This window comes from Micromonospora sp. NPDC004336, from assembly GCF_053602615.1.
Map to the genome: position 1 here is coordinate 1 of NZ_JBSGDY010000117.1, position 20,102 is coordinate 20,102.

A 20,102-nucleotide genomic window follows, 5' to 3' on the forward strand; every position below is an offset into this window, starting at 1 on the left:
CCTCCGAACAGCGGCCGGCGCGCCCGCCGTCCCCGGTTGTTCGCGGGCGGAGCCGGCGGTGCAGGTCGCGGTGGCCCGCCCGGGGGCGACCGCCGGGGCCGGGCCGGCCGCCGGGGCGTCCCGGTCGGACGGTGGGGCCGACGCCCCGGCGTCCCCCGCGGCGTCGGCGGGGGCCTGGGGCCTCAGCCAGGGACGGCGCGGACGGGGCAGCCGTGCCGGCGGCCCGGACGCCGGCCCGGAGCCGGGGAGCGGCCCGTCGGGCGGCACGGCCGGTCGCAGGGGCCGAAGGGTCGATCTGTCCTCGCCGTCCACCACAAGTTGAGTATCACCCATGTCTCCTCGGGAGTCAGGCTCGGCCGTACCCTGATGTCATGCCCCGGTACGAGTTCCGTTGCCGCGCGTGCGGCGACACCTTCGAGGTCAACCGTCCGATGGCGCAGGCCGGCGAGCCGGCGCCCTGCCCGTGGGGACACACCGACACGGTCAAGCTCCTGTCCACGGTCGCCGTCACCGGTCGCGGCGCCGGTGCGGCCGGCGGCGCGCCCGCCGTGGGCGGAGGCGGCTGCTGCGGCGGCGCCTGCGGCTGCTGACGCGTCGACGTCCGCCGACCGTCGGGCCGGTCCCGCTCGTCCGCGCCGCGACCGCCGGGCACCGCGCGTCCGGGCCCGGCCGACCGTTCTCACGATGCGTGACGGTCCGGTATCAGGCAGCATGAGTCCGACGTCACGGGGGAGGTCCCACGCATGTCGCCACGGATCCACCTCCCGAGCGGGTGGGTGACCTTCGTCTTCACCGACATCGAGGGGTCGACCCGGCTGGCCCAGCTGCTCGGCCCGGACTACCGGCCGGTGCTGCGGGAGCACCGACGACTGCTGCGCCGGACGATCGCCGCGACCGAGGGCGCGGAGCTGCTGACCGAGGGCGACTCGTTCTTCCTCGCCTTCGGCGACGCGACCGCCGCCCTCACCGCGTGCCTGACGGCCCAGCGCGCGCTGGCCAACCACGACTGGCCCACCCCGGACGCCGTGCCCCGGGTCCGGATGGGCCTGCACACGGGGCGGGCGGAGCCGCGCGACGGCGAGTACGCCAGCCCCGAGGTGCACCGTGCGGCCCGCGTCGCCGCCGCCGCGCACGGCGGGCAGGTGCTCTGCTCGGCGTCGACGGCGCGGCACGCCGACCCGCTGCCGGCCGGCGCGTCCCTGCTGGACCTGGGCCTGCACCGGCTGCGCGGCTTCGACGACCGGGAACGCCTCTTCCAACTGGTCGCTCCGGGCCTGGAGCGGCAGTTCCCGCGACCGCGTACCGCCGACGCGATCGCGCACAACCTCCCCACCCAGATCACCTCGTTCGTGGGCCGGCAGGCCGAGCGCGCCGAGCTGAGGCGACTGGTCGAGGCGCACCGGCTGGTGACCGTGCTGGGCGCGGGCGGCGCGGGCAAGACCCGGCTCGCCGTGGAACTCGCCGGCGACCTCGTGGAGGCGTACCCGGACGGGGTCTGGTTCGTCGACGTCGCCGCGGTCACCGACCCGGGGCTGGTGGCGTTCGCCGTCGCCGCCGTGCTCGGGCTGCGCCCCGAGCCCGGCCGCCCGATGGTCGAGACCCTGGTGGAGTACGCTGCCGCGCGCCGGATGCTGGTGGTCCTGGACACCTGCGACGCCCAGCCGGCGGCCTCGGCCGACGTGATCTCGCGGCTGCTCGCCGGCGGCGGGGGAGTCCAGGTGCTGGCCACCAGCCGGGAGTCGTTCGGCCTGCCCGGCGAGGTGGTCTGGCGGATCCCGCCGCTGTCCGTCGACCCGCCGGCGGGCGGGGCGGAGAGCGACGCGGTCGCGCTGCTGCTGGACCGGACGGCGGCGGCCCGGGGCGGCCGGCCGCCGGACCCGGCCGAGTCGGCCGACCTGCGCCGGGTGGTGCGGCGGCTGGACGGGCTGCCGCTCGCCATCGAGCTGGCCGCCGCCCGGCTGCGGGTGCTCTCCGTCGGCCAGCTCGCCGAGCGCCTCGACGACGTGCTCGGCACGCTGGACGCCGGCCGGGAGGATCCGGAGCCGCCCCCGGTGGAGCGCGGCTGGACGGGCAACCAGCAGGACACGGTGGACCTGGTCGCGGCGGCCGTCGGGGTGTCGCCGCCCACCCCGGCGACCCGGGCGGTGCAGCGGTCCGCCACCGAACGGCACCTCACGATGCAGGCCACGGTCACCTGGTCGTACCGGACCTTGGGGCCGCGCGCCGCCCGGCTGCTGCGCTGGCTGGCGGTCTTCGCCGGCCCGGTGGACCTGGCGGCGGTGGAGTGGCTGCTCGGCACCGATCCGCTCGACCCGCTCTCCGTGCTGGTCGACAAGTCGATGGTGCTGGCCGAGCCGCAGGCCTCGGGCAGCACCTACCGGATGCTCGACCCGATCCGGGCGTACGCGGCCCGGCGGCTGGCGGAGGCGGGGGAGGAGCAGGCCGCGCGGGACCGGCACGTCGCCTGGTCGGCACACGCGCTGGAGCGGGCGCACCTCGGCCCGGACGGCCGACCGGTCACGCTCTCGCTCTACGCCCTCGACCCGCTCGCCGGGGAGCTGCGCGCCGCGCTGCGCTGGTGCGCGACCGGCGGCAGCGCCCGGGCCGGCCTGCGGCTGGCCGGCGGCCTGGACCAGTGGTGGCGGGAGCGGGGCCTGGCCCGGGAGGGGCGGCTCTGGCTGTTCCGGCTGTACGGGCGGATCGCCGAGACCGGCGAGCGGATTCCGGAGGCCGAGCTGGCGGCGGCGTACCACATGCACTCGCTGCACGCCGGCGCGGACGGCGAGTTCGCCGAGGAGCTGCGCTTCTCCCAGCGGGCGGAGGCGGCGGCCCGGCAGGCCGGCGACGCGGCCCTGCTCGCGCGGGTGCTGGCCGGGCGGGCGGCCCCGCTGGTCGACATGGGACAGCTCGCGGAGGCCGAGCGCGTCTGCCGGGAGGTCATCGACTGGGCGCACGACGAGGACGTGGTGGGCGACGCGCTGTTCGCCGTGTTCAGCCTCGCCGGCCTGCTCTGGCGGCGGGGCGCCCTGGACGAGGCCGCCGAGCTGTTGGGCGCGGCCCGGCCGGTCGAGGCGGCCCGGCCGGTCGAGCGGGGGCGGCGCTCGGTCGACATGCTGCTCGGGATGGTGGCCCTGGCCCGTGGCGACCTGATCGCGGCGCACGAGCACCTCCAGGTGGCGCTCCGGTCCCGGATGAGCCACGGCTTCCACGGCCGGGCCTGCGACACGCTGCACGCGCTCGCCGTGCGCTGCGCCGCCGGCGGCGACGGGCTGACGGCCGCCCGGCTGTTCGGCGCGGCGGGCGCGATCCGGGCGAGCATGCGCTGCGCCCCCGGCATCTACGGGCCCTACTGGGCGCGCTGGCAGGGCGAGCTGCGCCGGGTGCTGGGCGACGTCGTCTTCGACGGCGCGTACGGCGCGGGGGCGGAGCTGGGTCTGGAGGAGGCGGCGGCGCTGGCGCTGGGCGTCGAACATCCGGACCTGGCCGCCGACTCGACCCGGTTCGGCGCGGATCCGGCCCGGCCGGCCCCCCGCCGGCCGGTCACGCCGGACCGGCACACCGAGCACGCCTGACCCGGCACCGGCACGCCGCGCACGCTGACCGGACGGCACGCCGCGCACGCCTGACCCGGCACTGGCACGCCGCGCTCGCCTGACCGGCACCGGCACGCCGCGCAGACCTGGCCGGACCGGCACCGCGCACGCCCGCCGAGACAGACGGATGCCCCGGGTGCCAAGGGGCACCCGGGGCATCCGGTGGGACGTCAGCGCACGAACGCCGGCGGGCTGGCCGGGCTCTCGTTCGCGAGCCGGTCGAGCGCGGTCACGTAGTACGTGTACCGCTTGCCCGCCTCGGCGGTGGTGTCCACCCAGGACTGCGTCCGGGAGTCACCGTCGGCGCGGACCGTGTCGACCAGGTGCGCCGCGTCGGCGAAGTCGCACCGGTTCGCCAGGCCGGCCCCGTCGAAGCGGTAGATCGCGTACGACGTGGCGGTGCCGAGCGGGCCCGCGCCGTCGGCCGGCTGGAGCCAGTTCAGCCGGACCCCGTCCGCCTGCCGCGCGGCCTTGGTGACCACGGGCATGAGCAGCGGCTTCTTCGGCAGGTGCGACATGGTCGGGATCAGCGCCGGCCGCGAGTAGTGCTCGGCGGCGTAGATGTCGGTCGCGCCGAGCCGGTTGGCCTTGACCTGCACCGCCGAGAAGTGGATGTTGCCCTGGACCTCGGGGTACTGCCGGTTGAGCGTCAGGTGGTCGGACAGCTCGCGTGGGTTCATCCAGAACGAGCCGTACGCCGGGTCACCGCTCTTGTAGTCGGCCTGCCCGATGTAGAGCTGCACCTTCGTGCCCTTCACCACGTCGGCCCACCACGGCACCAGACGGGCGTAGTCGGCGGCCGGGTACTGGCCGATGTACCAGTAGAGCTGCGGGACGATGTAGTCGATCCACTCCTCCTTCACCCACTTGCGGGTGTCGGCGGAGACGGTGTCGTACGCCTGGCTGCCGGTGGTGTCCGAGCCCAGCGGGTCGACCGACTGGTTCCGCCAGATGCCGAACGGGCTGACGCCGAACTTCACCCACGGCTTCGCGGCCTTGACCTTGGCGCCCATCTCCTGGATCAGCAGGTTGGTGTTGTCCCGCCGCCAGTCGGCCTTGTTGGTGATGCCCCGGTTGTACGCCGCGAAGGCGGCGTCGTCCGGCACCTGGTGGGTGCCGCTCGGGTAGGGGTAGAAGTAGTCGTCGAAGTGCACGCCGTCGACGTCGTACCGCTTGACGGCGTCCATCATCGCGGTCTGCACGAACTCGCGGACCTCGGGGATGCCGGGGTTGTAGTAGAGCCGGCTGCCGGCGACGCCGGCCGGCGGGTAGGCGAAGACCCAGTCGGGGTTCTGCCGAGCCGGGTGGTTCGGCGCGAGCAGGTTGATGTCGCCGCCGGCACCGCCCGGGGCCGGCATGGAGACGCGGTACGGGTTGAACCAGGCGTGGAACTCGAGGTTGCGCTTGTGCGCCTCGTCGATGACGAACTTCAGCGGGTCCCAGCCCGGGTCCTGCCCGCGGACGCCGGTCAGGTACTCCGACCAGGGCTCGTAGGGCGACGGCCAGAACGCGTCGGCGGTCGGCCGGATCTGGACGACCACGGCGTTGTGGTTGAGCCGCTCGGCGAGGTCGAGCAGTTCCCGGTATTCGGCCTGCTGGGTGGCGATGCGGTCGGGTGCGGTCTGGGACGCCTTGGTCGGCCAGTCGATGTTGACGACCGAGGAGATCCACATGGCCCGGAACTGCCGCTTCGGCGTGGCCGGGTCGGTGACGCAGGTGGTGGTGGAGGCGGTGGTCGCCGCGTCGGGCGCCGCGCCCGCGGGGGTGGCGGCGACGAGCGCGCCGAGCAGTGCGGCGGCCAGCCCGGCGGCTCCGAGCCGAGTTGCCTTCATGCGGTGTGTCCCTTCGTTGGGGCTCCCGTGTCAGGGGGTCGTCACGGCGGTGCCGGCAAGATTCGCCGTCGGCTATCTGCCGCTTGGTAGAAAATTTTCACACCTCGTGGGTTCGGCGCAAGGGTCTGCGCCGGATCGGTCCGTCCGTCGGGTTCGGCTCCCCCGGGTGGCGGGGCTCACCCTGCGAAGAGTGACAGCAGACACACCCTGAGGCGTGACCAGAATGCGGGGAGGGGCATGGTTACGGCGGGTTCGCCCTGGGTAGCAACGCCGGTCACCGGCCCGCCGTGGGGGTGGCCCGGCGTGGGAGGGGTGAACGCGGTGTCTGTGCTGCGTACCAAGCCGATCGGGGAAGTGCTGGCCCAGGGCGAGTCCGACGGCGGCGGGCCGGGACTGAAGCGCCGGCTCGGCGCGCGCGACCTCACCGGCTTCGGCATCGGCATCGTGATCGGCACCGGAATCTTCACCCTCACCGGCATCGAGGCCCGCGACAGCGCCGGGCCGGGCGTGGTGCTCTCGTTCGCCATCGCCGGCCTGGTCGCCCTGCTCGCCGCCCTCTGCTACGCCGAGATGGCGTCCAGCGTGCCGACCGCGGGCAGCGCCTACACCTACGCGTACGCGACCATGGGCGAGATCGTCGCCTGGATCATCGGCTGGGACCTGCTGCTGGAGTTCGCCCTCGGCGCGGCGGTGGTGGCCCGGGGCTGGTCGGGTTACCTGGCCGAGCTCGTCGGCCTGCCCACCGCCTGGTTCGGCGAGGAGGGCAGCGTCGTCAACGTCGGCGCCATCGGCATCGTGCTGCTGCTCGGCGTCGTGTCGATCGTCGGCATCCGCGAGTCCGCCCGGGTCACCAACCTGCTGGTGCTGGTCAAGGTCGCCATCTGCGTCTTCATCGTGGTCGCCGGCCTGTTCTTCGTGAAGGCCGCGAACCTCACCCCGTTCATTCCGCCGGCGCGGCCCGCCGACGGCGGCGAGGACGGCATCAAGCAGCCCGTCACCCAGGCGCTCTTCGGCCTGGAACCCTCGGTCTTCGGTTTCGTCGGGGTGCTCAGCGCCGCCGCGGTGGTCTTCTTCGCGTACACCGGCTTCGAGGCGGTGGCCAACCTCGGCGAGGAGACGAAGCGGCCCCGCCGGGACCTCACCCTCGGCCTGCTCGGCACGCTGCTGGTCTCCACCGTGCTCTACGTCGGCGTCTCGCTGGTCGTGGTGGGGATGGTCCCGTACACCGAGATCGACCGGGGCGCCCCGATCGCGGCGGCCTTCAACGCGGTCGGCGCCGAGTGGGCCGGCATCCTCGTCTCGATCGCCGCCGTCGCCGGCCTGACCAGCGTGATCCTGGTCGACCTGGTGGCCATGGGCCGGATCGGCTTCGCCATCAGCCGCGACGGGCTGATCCCGCCGTCGATCGCGAAGGTGCATCCGCGCTGGGGCACCCCGTACCGGATCTCGGCGGTCATGACGGTGGCGGTCGCGCTGCTCGCGGGCTTCCTGCCGCTGTCGGCCCTGGCCGACCTCGTCAGCATCGGCGCGCTCGCGGCGTTCGTGCTGGTCTCGGTCGCGGTGCCGATCCTGCGGCGCAGGCGCCCCGACCTGGACCGGCCGTTCCGGGTGCCGTTCTCCCCGGTGCTGCCGATCGTCTCGGCGCTCGCCTGCCTCTACCTGATGCTGAACCTGTCGGTGGAGACCTGGCTGCGGTTCGGCGCGTGGATGCTGCTCGGCGCGCTGATCTACTTCGGCTACGGCTACCGGAAGAACCGGCTCGCCCAGGGCTCCTCCTCGGCCGACTCCCGGGAACCGGCTTCCGTCTGATCGTCAGGGGCGCGGCTGCGGCTTCGCGGTCGGGCCCTTCACGACGGGCTTGCCGTCGGTCCAGACGACCTCGTCGAGCCAGACCTGGCGGCCGGGGTCGACGGCGCCCTCCTGGCCGGGCGGCCAGGCGTGGTAGAGCAGCCAGGTGCGCCCGTCGACGACCACCATCGACGCGTGCCCCGGCCCGGTGGCCGCCTCGCTGCTCCTCAGGATCGGGTTCTCCGGGGCCTTGACGCAGGGGCCGGCCGGCGACTCGCAGACCGCGTAGCCCTCGGCGTACTCGGCGCGGTCGTAGGCGTTGGCGGCGAAGAACAGGAACAGCCTGCCGTCGTGGCGGTGCAGGAACGGCCCCTCGACCAGGGCGCCCTCCCACGGCTCGGTCTGCTTCAGCAGTTTCGCCGGCTCGCCGACCAGGCGCAGCCCGTCGTCCGAGAGGCGCTGCGACCAGATCCAGGTGTCGACCCCGATGGCGTTCCCGTCGTTCTTCCACAGCAGCCAGAGGCTGCCGTCGGCGTCCCGGAACGGGCTGGCGTCGATCGCCCCGCCCAGCTCCGCCTGGCAGACCAGCGGGGCGGCCGAGTCGTCCCGGTACGGACCCTGCGGCGCGCTCGCCACGGCCCGGCCGACGCACTGCCGCCCCGACTCCCGCCCGGCGACGGTGTAGTAGAGCAGGAACCGGTCCGGGGCCAGCTCGATCGCCTCCGGCGCCCAGTTCCTCCCGGGCTCCGCCCACGCCGGCAGCTCCGGCAGCGCGTCACCGGCCGGCGTCCAGTCCACCAGGTCGGGGCTGGTGAGCACCGGGACGTTCCGACCGCCGGCGTTGGTGTGGAAGAGGTACCAGGTGTCGCCCACCCGGATCGCCTGCGGGTCGGGCGCGTCGGTGCGTACGACCGGATTGGTGAACATGCTCGCGTCGTCTCCCGGGCTCGAAGGGTCTCCGCCGCCGCAGCCGGCGGCGAGCAGCGCGGCGGCGAGCACCGCCGCCGCGCCCCGCCGCCGCCGGGACGTCCCCGCCGTCATCCCTTGAGGCCGCTGCGGGAGACGCCCTGGATGATGTGCCGCTGGGCGAGCACGAAGAGGATCAGCACCGGCACGCTGGCCAGCACCGCCCCCGCCATGATCACCGGATAGTCGGTGTTGTAGGCCCCCTGGAGCAGGCCCAGCCCCGGCGGCAGGGTGAGCATCTCCGGGCTGAACAGCACGAAGATCGGCCAGAGGAAGTCGTTCCAGTTGGTCAGGAACGACAGCACGGCGAGGGTGGCGAGCGCCGGCCTCGACAGCGGGAGCACCACCTTCCAGAAGATCTGCCACTGGCCGGCCCCGTCGAGCACCGCGGCCTCCTCCAGCTCCCGGGGCAGGCTGAGGAAGAACTGCCGCAGGAAGAACACCCCGAACGCGCTCGCCGCCCCGGGGACGACCACCACGGCCAGGGTGTCGACCCAGTTCAGCTCGTCGACGACCAGGAAGTTCGGGATGATCAGCGACGTCGGCGGGATGAACAGCGTCCCGACGATCAGCGCGAAGAGCACCCTGCGGCCGCGGAACCGCATCCTGGCCAGGGCGTACGCGGCCATCGAGGCGGTCGCCAGCACCAGCAGCGCGTGCAGGGTGGCGGCCAGCATGCTGTTGACGAACCAGCGCAGCACCGGGTTGGCGGAGTTGTTCAGGATCTGCTCGTAGCCGTACCCGGAGACGGGGCTCGGCAGCCAGGTCGGCGGGATCCGCTGGGCCCCGGTGTAGGTCTTCAGCGAGGTGACGACCATCCACACCAGCGGCGTCAGGAAGACCAGGGCGAGGGCCACCAGGATGGCGTAGAGCGCGGTGCGGCGCAGCGCGGCCCCGGGCGCGCGGCGGGTCGCCGAGGTGCCGGTCCCGCCCGGCGCGGGGGCGTGCGTGGTGGGCGTGGGCGTCGTCATGGCGGTCCCCTCAGTCTTCCCGGTAGCGGAAGAGGCGGAAGTTGGCGATGCTCACCACCGCCAGCATCAGGGCGAACACGATGCTCATCGCGGCGGCCCGGCCCGCGTCGTTGTCCCGCAGCCCCTCGTCGACGATGAACCAGACCACCGTGCGCGTCTCCGTGCCCGGTGCGCCCTGGGTGATCAGGAACGACTGCCCGAAGACGTTCGCCGACGCGAGCACGGTCGTGGTGATGACGAACAGCAGCACCGGACGCAGCCCGGGAAGCGTGACGTGCCGGAACCGTTCCCACGCGCTCGCGCCGTCCACCCTCGCCGCCTCGTACAGCTCCTGCGGGATGTCCTGGAGCCCGGCCAGGTAGATCACGGCGTTGAAGCCGGAGGTCCACCAGACGGTCACCCCGACCAGCGACACCCAGGCCCACGGCACGTCCGTCACCCAGGGGGTGTCGGCGGGCAGCCCGACCGCCCCGGCGAGCCGGTTGACCAGGCCCAGGTTGGCGTCGAGCAGGAACCGCCAGAGCAGGCCGATCACCGCCACGCCCAGCACGTACGGCGCGAAGTAGACCGCCCGGAAGAAGGTCCGGCCCGGGAACGAGCGGTTCAGCAGCAGCGCCAGCCCGAGCGGGACGATCACCAGCAGCGGCACCGCGAACACGGTGAAGATCGCGGTGGCCCGGACGCTCTGCCACCAGTCGCCGTAGACGGCCGAGTCGCTGGAGAAGAGCTCCCGGTAGTTGTCCAGCCCGACGAAGGGCCGGTTGGGCAGCTGGAAGTCCCACTGGTGCGCGCTGAGCCAGAGGCCGAGCAGGATCGGCAGCAGGCCGAAGAGCCCGAACAGGACCAGGTACGGGGCGAGGAAGAGGTACGGCGTCAGCCGCCCCGACCGGCCCGCCGGGGCGTCCCGGCGGGCGGCGCGGGCCGCCGGGGGCGGCGCGTCAGCACGCGCCGCCCCGACCTCGGTCACGTCCGCCACGGGAACTCAGCTCCCGTACTTCTTGCGGTTGTCCGCCAGCTGCTTGTCGGCCTTGGCGACCCCGTCGTCCAGCGCCTGCTTCGGCGACTTCTTGCCCAGCGCCGCCTCGTTGAACGAGTTGTAGAAGGTCGTCATGACCTCGCCGAGGCCGGGGGTGGCCGGCGGGAACGCCGCGTACTCCAGCTCGGGGGCGAGCGCGTTGACCTCGGTCAGCGCCTTGAAGTCGGCGCTGTCCCGGACGGTCTTGCGGGCCGGGACCTGGCCGCCCTTGGCCCAGTCGAGGGAGTGCTGACTGAGCCAGTTGATGAAGACCTTCGCCGCCGAGACCTTGTTGGCGTCGCCGGCCCGCTGCTTGACGATGGTGAAGTTGTGCGAGTTGGCCCAGGCGGCCGGCTGCGTGCCGATCTGCGGCAGGGGCGCGACGCCCCACTGGATATCCGGGCTCTTCTTCAGGTCGTTGACCTGCCAGATGCCGTTCCAGGTGAAGGCGTTCCTGCCGCTCTTGAAGGCCAGGTAGTCGGCGTCCTGGCCGACGTTGGCGGGGGAGTGGCCCTGCTTGACCATGTCGGTCAGCCAGGTGCACGCCTCGACGGCCTGGTCCGAGTTGAAGGTCGCCCTGGTGGCCTCGGCGTCGAAGACGCTGCCGCCCCACTGGTGCAGCAGGGAGTAGAAGGTCATGCCGCCGGTGAACTGGAACGGACTGACCCAGAAGCCCTGCACGCCGGACTTCTTCAGCTCGACCAGCGCGGCCGCGTAGTCGTCCTTCGTCGTCGGCGGCTTGTTCGGGTCCAGCCCGGCCTTCGCCATGACGCCCTTGTTGTAGTAGAAGCCGAGGGGGTGCATGTCCAGCGGGATGCCGTACCGCTTGTCGTTGTAGAGCCCGCCCTTCCAGACGGTGGGGGCGAAGTCGCCCTCGCTCAGCTCCAGCGCCCTGGCCACGTCGTCGAGTTCGGTGATGACGCCGCGCGCGGCGAAGGTGGCGAGCTGGTCCATGTGCATGACCGCGATGTCCGGCCCGCTGCCGCTGGAGGCGGCGCCGGGAAGCTTGGCGTAGTAGTCGACCCACTCGTACGTGGCGGTCGTGACGGCGATGTTCTGGTGCTCGGTGTTGAACTGGTTGACCAGCGCCTTGAAGATGTCGCCGTCGCCGCCGGTGAACCCGTTCCAGAGCTTGAGGTCCACCTTGGGGCCGGTGTAGTCCTTGCCGCCGTTGCCGGCGGCCGGGCCCGAGCTGTCGTCGTCGCCGCCGCACCCGGCGAGGGTCAGCGAGGCGGCGGCGCCGAGCCCGAGGCCGAGGCCGAGCAGGCGGCGCCGGCTCATCTCGTTCTGCGTCATGGGGATCCACTCCTTGGGGACGGGGATGAATTGTGCCTGCCCAGGACCGGTCCGGCGTCAGTCGCCGGCGGGGGAGAAGCGCAGCACGTTCCAGGAGACGGCGGGCAGGCGCAGGGAGCACCGGCCGCTGTCGACGGTGGGGGTGGGCTGCCGCCGGGGCGTCACCCGGTCGGGCTCCGCCTCGGTGTTCGTCGCCGTCGGGTCGTCCCCGGCGGCGAGGCTCAGGTGGGATGAAGCGGATAGTCCTGCGAGGCCGCGCAGGTCGAGGTGCAGCTCCAGGTCCGTGTCGCCCCGGTTGACCGCGAAGACGCTCAGCTCGCCGGTCTCCTCGTCGCGTACGGCGACGGTGTCCAGCACCGGGACCTCGCCGTACCTCTTCGTCTCGTAGGTCGGGCCGACCGGTTCGGTGCGCAGCACGGTGCCCCGGGCGTGCCGGGCGGTCAGCGCGAACGGGTGGAAGATGCTCTGCCGCCACGCCGGCCCGCCGGTGCGGGTGCGGATCGGGGCGATGACGTTGGCGAGCTGGGCCTGGCAGGCCACCCCGACCCGGTCGGCGTGCCGGAGCAGGGTGATCAGCAGGTCGCCGACCACCACGGCGTCGACGGCGGTGAAGTCGTCCTCGATCAGCGCCGGGGCCTCCACCCAGCCGCGCCGGTCCAGGTCGGCCTGGAGGCGCGCCTGGTACCAGACGTTCCACTCGTCGAAGGAGATCCTGAGCTTCCGCCGGTGCCGCTGCTTGGCGGCCACGTGGTCGGCGGTGGCGACGACCTCGCGGATGAAGTTGTCCATGTCGACGGCGGAGGCGAGGATGCTGGCCCGGTCGCCGTCGGACGGGTCGTAGTAGGTGTGCGCGGAGATGTAGTCGACGTGCTCGTAGGTGTGCTCCAGCACCGTCGCCTCCCACGAGGCGAACGTGGACATCGTCCGGTTGGAGCTGCCGCAGGCGACCAGGCTGATCGACGGGTCGATCATCTTCATGGCGCGGGCGGTCTCGGCGGCGAGCCGGCCGTACTCGTCGGCGGTCTTGTGGCCGACCTGCCACGGGCCGTCGAGCTCGTTGCCGAGGCACCAGAGCCGCACCCCGTACGGCTCCTCGGCGCCGTGCTTGCGGCGTAGGTCGGACAGCTGGGTCCCGCCCGGGTGGTTGGTGTATTCGAGCAGGTCGCAGGCATCCTGCACGCCCCGCGTGCCGAGGTTGACGGCCATCATCGGCTCGACCTCGGCCGCGGCGGCCCAGGCCATGAACTCGTCGAGCCCGAAGGCGTTGGTCTCGATCGTCTTCCAGGCCAGGTCGAGGCGGCGGGGGCGGTCGCCGACGGGGCCGACGCCGTCCTCCCAGCGGTAGCCGGAGACGAAGTTGCCGCCGGGGTAGCGGACCACCGACACGCCCAGCTCGCGGGTCAGCTCCAGCACGTCGCCGCGCAGGCCGCGCGGGTCGGCGCTCGGGTGCCCGGGTTCGTAGACCCCGCCGTAGACGCAGCGGCCCATGTGCTCGACGAAGGAGCCGAAGAGTCGCCGGTCGGCCGGTCCGATCGCGAAGGCCGGGTCGATCGTGAGCTGCGCGGTCCGCAAGGGGATGCCACCTTTCCTGTCGCCGGTCCCCGGGTGACCGTGGTCACCCGGTGTCCATGGTTTCTACAACGTTGTAAGCAACGTTGTAAAGAGCCGGTTGCGAGGTAAAGTGCGCAGTCATGGCGGGAGGTGGCGCGGTGCGACACAGGCTCAAGGACGTTGCCGAGCGGGCCGGCGTGTCGGTCAAGACCGTCTCCAACGTGGTGAACGGCTACGCGCACGTCCGGCCCGACACCCGGGCCCGGGTCGAGGAGGCCATCGCCGAGCTGAACTACCGGCCCAACCTCTCCGCGCGCAACCTGCGCAAGGGGCGCACCGGCGTGATCGCGCTGGCCGTGCCCGAGCTGGACATCCCCTACTTCGCCGAGCTGGCCCGGCACGTCGTCACGGCCGCCGCCGAGCTGGGCTGGACGGTGCTGATCGACCAGACCGGCGGCGGCCACGAGCAGGAGCGGGTGGTCGCCTCCGGCATCACCGAGCACCTGATCGACGGGCTGATCTTCAGCCCGCTGGCGCTCACCGCCGAGGACCTGACGGGGCTCGACGGCACCCCGATGGTGCTGCTCGGCGAGCGGGTCGACCACGGGCCCGCCGACCACGTCGGCATCGACAACGTGGGCGCCGCCCGGGAGCTCACCGCGCACCTCGTCGGGCTCGGCCGGCGCCGGATCGCCGCCATCGGCTCGCAGCGCACCCCCGAGGGGGCCAGCGCCCGGCTCCGGCTCGCCGGCTACAGCGCCGCGCTCGCCGACGCCGGCATCGCGTACGACGAGCGCCTGGTGGCGCCCGCGACGGCCTGGCACCGCGCGGACGGCGCCGCCGCGATGCGCGCGCTGCTGGCCTCCGGGGTACGCCCCGACGCGGTCTTCTGCTTCAACGACACCCTCGCCCTGGGCGCCCTGCGCGCCCTGTACGAGGCGGGCCTGCGGGTCCCCGAGGACGTCGCGGTGGCCGGCTTCGACGACATCGAGGACGGCCGCTTCTCCGTGCCCACGCTGAGCACCATCGCCCCCGACAAGGAGCGCATCGCCCGGCTGGCCGTGGAACTGCTCGCCGGCCGCATCGACGGCGACCGCACCGCCCCGCCCCGGGAGCTTCCGGCCCCCTACCGCCTGACGCCCCGCGAGAGCACCCTGGGCCGCTGAGCGGAAGGGGTCAGGCGAAGAAGCGGGCCAGGTGGGTGGTGGTCGGCGGATCGGCCTCCGGCGGGATCGGCGTCAGGTCCGCGAAGATGGAGGCGCCGTCGCAGCCGGCGTGCAGGGGGTGCCAGCGCGGCGTGCCCGGCGGGCGCTGGACGCAGATCCCCTTGATCGTCTGCACGTCCAGCAGCCGTACGTGGGTCGGGTCGGCCACCGCGTTCACATGCCCCCACCAGGGGCTCATGACGTGCAGCACCCCGCCCGGCCGGAGCACCCGGTGGCACTCGTCCACCAGGGGCAGGAAGTCGACCAGGTGCTCCAGGATGTGCACCGCGAAGAGCACGTCCACCGAGTCGTCGGCCAGCGGCAGCGAGCCCGAGAGGTCCGCCACCGCGTCCACCCCCGGGGCCGGGAAGATGTCCAGCCCCAGGTTGCCCGGCCACTGTTTGGTCGCCCCGCAGCCCAGGTCGACCACCACGGGATCCCGGCCGGCGACCCGGACCCGGCACCACACCGCGAAGACGCCCCCCAGGCGGCCGATCCGCTCCCGGACCAGCCGCAGCTCGGCCGGGTCGGCCACCTCCCCGGCCACGTGCGCGACGCCCCGGTCGAAGCGCACCTCGACGGCCAGGTCGCGCAGCCGGTCGTCGTGGCCGGCCTGATCCGCCCACGCCTCGGCGAGGAACTCGTCGATCGCCCGCAGCCGGTCAGCCGACGGCGGAATCTGGGTCAACGGGACCATGGGGCACCTCCGGCCGCCCGTTACCCGCCTCGCCGCCGGATATGCCCCGCTCCGGTGACCTACGCCGCCCGGGCGGCCGTCGGGCATTCCGCCCGGCGACCCTTTGGAGCTGATGTCGCAGACGATTCGGCCGGCTCGGCCGGCGGCCCGGGTCAGCCGGTGATCGTCCGGGTCAGCCGGTGATGGTCCGCCGGGGACGGCCGCCGCCGCGCATCCGCTGCCGGGGCGGCGGGTCGGCCGGCTTGGGCCGCTTGAGGTGGTAGCGGTGCAGCTCGTTGTTGCCGGGCAGGGACGGGTCCTCGCTCATCGCGACCAGCTCCCAGCCCTGGTCGCCGGCCCGGTTCAGGTGGGCCAGCGCGGTGTCGCCGTAGGGCGTCACGTCGACCATGGAGCCGTCCGGGCCGTACCAGACGAAGACGACCTCCCAGCCGATGTCGTTGGTGGCCGCCTGGCGGCGGCGGACCAGCAGCGCGTACTCCCACTTGAGCATGGGGACATTGTCACCCGGCGCGAGCGCGTCGGCACGGATCAATCCTCGGCGATCCGTCCGGCGTCCACCCGCAGCCGCCGGCTGGTGGTCACCGCGTCGAGCATCCGCCGGTCGTGGGTGACCAGCAGCAGCGTGCCCGGGTAGCTCGCCAGGGCCGACTCCAGCTGCTCGATGGCCGGCAGGTCCAGGTGGTTCGTCGGCTCGTCCAGCACCAGCAGGTTCACCCCGCGCCCCTGCAGCAGCGCCAGCGCCGCCCTGGTCCGCTCGCCCGGCGACAGGGTCGCCGCCGGCCGCAGCACGTGCCCCGCCCGCAGGCCGAACTTGGCCAGCAGCGTGCGCGCGTCCGCCGGCGACAGGTCCGGTACGGCGGCACGGAACGCGTCGATCAGGGGCGCGTCGCCGAGGAAGAGCCCCCGGGCCTGGTCCACCTCGCCGACCACCACGCCCGGGCCGAGCGCGGCGTGCCCGGAGTCGAGGGGCAGCCGGCCCAGCAGGGCGGCGAGCAGGGTGGACTTGCCGGACCCGTTCGCCCCGGTCACCGCCACCCGGTCGGCCCAGTCGACCTGGAGGGTCACCGGGCCGAGGGTGAAGTCGCCCCGGCGTACGACGGCGTCGCGCAGCGAGGCCACGACGGCGCCGGCGCGGGGCGCGGCGGCGATCTCCATCCGCAGCTCCCACTCCTTGCGCGGCTCCTCGACCACCTCCAGCCGTTCGATCAGCCGCTCGGTCTGCTTGGCCTTGGCCGCCTGCTTCTCGGTCGCCTCGGCGCGGAACTTGCGGCCGATCTTGTCGTTGTCGGTGGCCTTGCGGCGGGCGTTCTTGACGCCCTTCTCCATCCAGGCCCGCTGCGTGCGGGCGCGCGCCTCCAGCGCGGCCCGGGTGTCGGCGTACTCCTCGTAGTTCTCCCTGGCGTGCCGGCGGGCCACCTCGCGCTCCTCCAGGTAGCCCGCGTAGCCGCCGCCGTAGTGCCGGATCTGCTGCTGGTGCAGGTCCAGCTCGAGCACCCGGGTGACGGTGCGGGCGAGGAACTCGCGGTCGTGGCTGACCAGCACCGTGCCGGCCCGCAGGCCGGTGACGAACTCCTCCAGCCGCTCCAGGCCGGCCAGGTCCAGGTCGTTGGTCGGCTCGTCGAGGAGGAAGACGTCGTAGCGGCTGAGCAGCAGCGAGGCGAGCCCGGCCCGGGCCGCCTGGCCGCCGGAGAGCCCGGTCATCGGGTGGTCCAGGTCGACCGTGAGCCCCAGTTCGGCGGCGACCTGCTCGGCGCGCTCCTCCAGGTCCGCCCCGCCCAGGCCGAGCCAGCGCTCCAGCGCCTCGGCGTAGGCGTCGTCGGCGCCGGGCGTGCCGTCGGTGAGCGCCCCGGTCGCCGCGTCCAGGGCGGCCTGCGCGGCGGTGACGCCGGTGCGCCGGGCCAGGAAGTCGCGGACGGTCTCGCCGGCCCGCCGCTCCGGCTCCTGCGGCAGGTGCCCGACGCTCGCCGTGGGCGGGCTGAGCGCGACGCCGCCCGCCTCGACGGGCAACAACCCGGCGAGGGTACGCAGCAGCGTCGACTTGCCGGCCCCGTTCGGCCCGACCAGCCCCACCACGTCCCCCGGCGCGACCACGAGGTCCAGCCCGGAGAACAGCGCCCGGTCCCCGTGCCCCGCAGCCAGCCCCTTGACGATCATCGTCGCACCCATAAACCCCCAACCCTATCCCGCCCCACCCCCACCCCCTCACCCCTCGCCCACCCCCGCCCCCACCCCCCCCAACCCCCCACCTCGGCGATCTTGCACTTTTTGCCCCGACGAAAGGTGCGAAAGCCCCGAACGGTGGGCCGAAAGTGCAAGATCGCGGGAGTTGGGGGGCGTGGGGGCGGGGCGGGGGTGGGGAGGGGCGTGTGGGGGGCGGGGGTGGGCGGCACACTGCTGGGGTGGTGACCACACTGGCGATCGACTGTGGCGGCGGCGGGATCAAGGCGTCCGTGCTGGACGAGGCGGGCACGATGCGCGCCCGGCCGCTGCGGGTGCCCACGCCGTACCCGCTGCCGCCGTCGCTGTTCGTCAAGACGCTGCTCGACCTGGCGGGCCGGCTGCCAGCGGCTGACCGGCTGACCGTGGGCCTGCCGGGGATGATCCGGCACGGCGTGGTGGTCGCCACCCCGCACTACGTGACCCGCTCGGGGCCCCGGTCGAAGGTCGACCCGACCCTGGTCGCCCAGTGGTCCGGCTACGACGCGCGGACCGCGCTCGCCGAGGCGTTCGGGGTACCGGCGCTGGTGCTCAACGACGCCGAGGTGCACGGCGCGGGGGTGGTCGCCGGGACCGGATGCGAACTGGTGCTGACCCTCGGCACGGGGCTGGGCAGCGCGCTCTTCGACGGCGGGCTGCTCGCCCCGCACCTGGAGCTGTCCCACGCCCCGGTGCGCTGGGGCACCACCTACGACACGTACGTGGGCGAGCCGGAGCGGCGCCGCCTCGGGGACGCGTTCTGGTCCCGCCGGATCCGGCAGGTCGTGGACGGGCTGCGTCCGGTGTTCCGCTGGGACCGGCTCTACCTGGGCGGCGGCAACTCGCGGCTGATCCGGCCCGAGCAGCTCGCCCGGATGGGCGACGACGTGGTGGTGGTGCCCAACACCGCCGGCATCGTCGGCGGCGTACGCGCCTGGGAACTGGTCGCCGGCCGGCACGCCGCCACCTGACCGCCGGCCGGCGCGGCACCGCCACCCGACCGTCGGCCGGCACGCCGTCACCCGACCGCCGGCCGGCACGGCACCGGGGCCTGACCGCCACCGCCCCGAGCGTCCCGGAGCGGGGAACAGTCGCGGTGCGGCGGGTGTTGTGCCAGCGTCGGGAGAAGTGGCGGCGCGACACGAGGTGGTGGGTCGAATGGATCTTCTGGCCGAGTACCGGCGGGCGACCATGTTCTTCGAGGCCGGTGACCCGACCGGGGCGGCCCGGCTGCTCGAACCGATCGTCGAGGCCGAGCCCGGCAACGCCTCCGTGCGGCAGCTGCTGGCCCGGGCGTACTTCCTGTCGGCCCAGCTCAACCGGGCCGAGGAGCAGCTTCGGGAGCTCGTCGACCGGGACCCCAGCGACCACTACGCCCACCACGTGCTGGGCCGGACGCTGGAGCGGCTGAACCGGCACGTCGACGCGCTGCGGCATTTGCGCATCGCGGCGGCGATGCACAGCGGCAACGACGACTACCGCATCGCCCTGGACCGGGTGCAGAACCGGGTCGCGGGCGGTCGCTGACAGGGGACGGCGCGGCTCCGACAGAGCCGCGCCGCCTACCATCGGCGTCATGGGACGGGACCTGACGGTGGGTGCGCGATGAAGCTGAAGCTGGACCTGCACGACATCTTCAACAAGGGCCACGACATCGACCGGGCCCTGCGCGGGATCATGGACGAGGCGGTGGCGAAGAAGGCCACCCTGGTCGAGATCATCCCCGGCAAGGGCTCCGGCCAGCTCAAGAAGCGGGTGCTGCGGTTCCTCGACCAGAAGGACGTCAAGCAGCTCTACCACCGCGTCGAGAAGGACTCGAAGAACTTCGGCCGCCTCTTCGTGCACTTCCGCTGGAAGTAAGAGCCCCAGCTCGCCGACCTCCCACGTGATTCATGGCAGGGCTTCTGACCTGCTCAAACGCCTTCCGTCAGTTTCCGGCGTCTTCCGCCGTTACTCGCGCTCAGTTGTGCCGGATCTGTGCCCAGCCTTGAACCTGTGGGGAGCCTCGTCGTTGTCGTCGGCGCGGCCCGCCGCTTGCTCGGTCACGTGCTTCGGAGGCAGCATCCCGACATGACCGACGCCTTCGGCATCATCGCCGAGCTCGCACCCTGGTCCCCATGGATGCCCTTCGCGCTCGCGATTCAGCAGGCGCCACGCTTGCCTGGTGTATACCTCGCCCGCCAGCGGGCAACCGGCCCGCTGGTCTATATCGGGATGGCAGGCGAGCGTCGGGGTCAGGGCATCAAGGGCCGGCTCACGGTCTACTACCGCGGCAAGGCGGCCGTCAGTGGACTCGGCGAGGCAGCCCTCGATCGCGCCCTCGCGGACTTGGAGTGGCTACGGCAGCGAGTGGCTGAGGTAGAGGCGGGACAAACGCGTAGGGCGGCCTCATGGGCTCAAGAGGCCATCCATCACGCGGACCTTCACATCAGCTGGGCGACGACGGCCGACAGAGAAACAGCGGTCGCTCTCGAACGCCAAGCGCTTACGGCTCTCGCCAGCGCATCGCTCTGGAACCGGGACCGGTGACTCACCCCGGACTGCGGCGGAGCACTCGCTTACAAGCTCTGTGCGTCGCGTCCACACCCGTCCGGCAACGGCTGCACGCTCGAAGCTCCGTCCGTGCCAGGGCGGTGTCAGCGTGCCGCCGTCCGACGGCGTTGCTGTCAGCGTTGCTGTCGACAGCCGTTCCGCCGGCGGCCCAGGCCGACCCCGTCGGGGGATGCGGACCCAAGCTGTCGAGTGCTGCCAGCTGTTGGTGTCCCGCGCCGGGGAGCAGGTGGGAACGTCATCGCTTGATGTTCGGCACTGACCCAGCTCGGGGCTCGCGCTGCTCTCGCCGCCTCAGTGCCGCCTTGGCGGCGGGTTCAAGCTGCGCGTCAAGGCGTGCCCGGACTACTAGCCCGTGTTTCATAAGGCTCGGAGCCACTGGTTGATGATGGCGATGGTGACGGTGGCTTCGAAGCGGACGGCGAGTTTGTCGTAGCGGGTG

The 20,102-nt window shown here is 73.2% G+C and carries 17 protein-coding genes; 8 read left to right on the forward strand and 9 right to left on the reverse strand.

The window, feature by feature from the left end; genetic code table 11:
* Positions 1-371 precede the first annotated feature (371 nt).
* Both ACWENR_RS21615 and ACWENR_RS21620 read left to right on the forward strand, forming a co-directional pair.
* A complete protein-coding gene (locus ACWENR_RS21615; protein WP_452278783.1) occupies positions 372-590 on the forward strand; it encodes an FmdB family zinc ribbon protein in 219 nt (72 codons plus the stop codon).
* Between the two features lie 153 nt (positions 591-743).
* Positions 744-3,572, forward strand: coding sequence for an ATP-binding protein (locus tag ACWENR_RS21620; RefSeq protein ID WP_452278784.1), 2,829 nt, complete (start codon positions 744-746; stop codon positions 3,570-3,572).
* Between the two features lie 191 nt (positions 3,573-3,763).
* Here the strand turns inward: ACWENR_RS21620 and ACWENR_RS21625 are convergent, their stop codons facing one another.
* Positions 3,764-5,425, reverse strand: a complete 1,662-nt coding sequence (locus ACWENR_RS21625; RefSeq protein WP_452278785.1) for a glycoside hydrolase family 10 protein — start codon at positions 5,423-5,425, stop codon at positions 3,764-3,766.
* Positions 5,426-5,746: 321 nt separating this feature from the next.
* On the opposite strand from ACWENR_RS21625, the gene ACWENR_RS21630 reads away from it, so the two are divergent.
* Positions 5,747-7,234 carry an amino acid permease gene (locus ACWENR_RS21630; RefSeq protein ID WP_452278786.1) on the forward strand — a complete coding sequence of 496 codons (1,488 nt, stop codon included), beginning with the start codon at positions 5,747-5,749 and terminating at the stop codon, positions 7,232-7,234.
* 3 nt (positions 7,235-7,237) lie between these two features.
* Here ACWENR_RS21630 and ACWENR_RS21635 read toward each other — a convergent pair whose 3' ends face one another.
* From ACWENR_RS21635 to arfA, 5 genes are read right to left on the reverse strand one after another with little or no spacing between them, the layout of a single operon-like run.
* Entirely contained in the window at positions 7,238-8,254 is a 1,017-nt protein-coding gene (locus tag ACWENR_RS21635) for a glycoside hydrolase family 43 protein (protein ID WP_452278787.1), read from the reverse strand.
* Complete coding sequence (locus ACWENR_RS21640; RefSeq protein ID WP_452278788.1) at positions 8,251-9,150, reverse strand: carbohydrate ABC transporter permease; 900 nt, start codon at positions 9,148-9,150, stop codon at positions 8,251-8,253. The genes ACWENR_RS21635 and ACWENR_RS21640 overlap by 4 nt, the downstream gene beginning before the upstream one ends.
* 10 nt (positions 9,151-9,160) lie before the next feature.
* A complete protein-coding gene (locus tag ACWENR_RS21645; RefSeq protein ID WP_452278789.1) occupies positions 9,161-10,126 on the reverse strand; it encodes a carbohydrate ABC transporter permease in 966 nt (321 codons plus the stop codon).
* A gap of 6 nt (positions 10,127-10,132) precedes the next feature.
* Positions 10,133-11,461: an ABC transporter substrate-binding protein gene (locus ACWENR_RS21650; RefSeq protein ID WP_452278790.1), complete on the reverse strand. Its 1,329-nt coding sequence runs from the start codon at positions 11,459-11,461 to the stop codon at positions 10,133-10,135.
* Positions 11,462-11,518: 57 nt separating this feature from the next.
* Positions 11,519-13,033 (reverse strand): arabinosylfuranosidase ArfA, encoded by a 1,515-nt coding sequence (arfA, locus tag ACWENR_RS21655; protein ID WP_452278791.1) that lies wholly within the window; start codon positions 13,031-13,033, stop codon positions 11,519-11,521.
* Between the two features lie 137 nt (positions 13,034-13,170).
* Between arfA and ACWENR_RS21660 the strand changes: the two genes are divergently transcribed.
* Positions 13,171-14,178 carry a LacI family DNA-binding transcriptional regulator gene (locus tag ACWENR_RS21660; RefSeq protein WP_452278792.1) on the forward strand — a complete coding sequence of 336 codons (1,008 nt, stop codon included), beginning with the start codon at positions 13,171-13,173 and terminating at the stop codon, positions 14,176-14,178.
* A gap of 10 nt (positions 14,179-14,188) precedes the next feature.
* Here ACWENR_RS21660 and ACWENR_RS21665 read toward each other — a convergent pair whose 3' ends face one another.
* The 3 genes from ACWENR_RS21665 to ACWENR_RS21675 form a co-directional block, all read right to left on the reverse strand.
* Positions 14,189-14,914, reverse strand: coding sequence for a methyltransferase domain-containing protein (locus tag ACWENR_RS21665; protein WP_452278793.1), 726 nt, complete (start codon positions 14,912-14,914; stop codon positions 14,189-14,191).
* A 172-nt stretch (positions 14,915-15,086) separates the two neighbouring features.
* Complete coding sequence (locus ACWENR_RS21670; RefSeq protein WP_452278794.1) at positions 15,087-15,404, reverse strand: hypothetical protein; 318 nt, start codon at positions 15,402-15,404, stop codon at positions 15,087-15,089.
* Positions 15,405-15,442: 38 nt separating this feature from the next.
* The gene (locus tag ACWENR_RS21675) at positions 15,443-17,080 is read right to left on the reverse strand and encodes an ABC-F family ATP-binding cassette domain-containing protein (protein WP_452278795.1); all 1,638 of its coding nucleotides are present in this window, start codon (positions 17,078-17,080) and stop codon (positions 15,443-15,445) included.
* Between the two features lie 233 nt (positions 17,081-17,313).
* On the opposite strand from ACWENR_RS21675, the gene ACWENR_RS21680 reads away from it, so the two are divergent.
* From ACWENR_RS21680 to ACWENR_RS21695, 4 genes are all read left to right on the forward strand, one after another.
* A complete protein-coding gene (locus tag ACWENR_RS21680; protein ID WP_452278796.1) occupies positions 17,314-18,081 on the forward strand; it encodes an ROK family protein in 768 nt (255 codons plus the stop codon).
* A 187-nt stretch (positions 18,082-18,268) separates the two neighbouring features.
* A complete protein-coding gene (locus tag ACWENR_RS21685) occupies positions 18,269-18,637 on the forward strand; it encodes a tetratricopeptide repeat protein (protein ID WP_452278797.1) in 369 nt (122 codons plus the stop codon).
* A gap of 78 nt (positions 18,638-18,715) precedes the next feature.
* Positions 18,716-18,970: a Smr/MutS family protein gene (locus ACWENR_RS21690; RefSeq protein WP_013736060.1), complete on the forward strand. Its 255-nt coding sequence runs from the start codon at positions 18,716-18,718 to the stop codon at positions 18,968-18,970.
* 210 nt (positions 18,971-19,180) lie between these two features.
* Entirely contained in the window at positions 19,181-19,639 is a 459-nt protein-coding gene (locus ACWENR_RS21695) for a hypothetical protein (protein WP_452278798.1), read from the forward strand.
* Positions 19,640-20,102 lie beyond the last annotated feature (463 nt).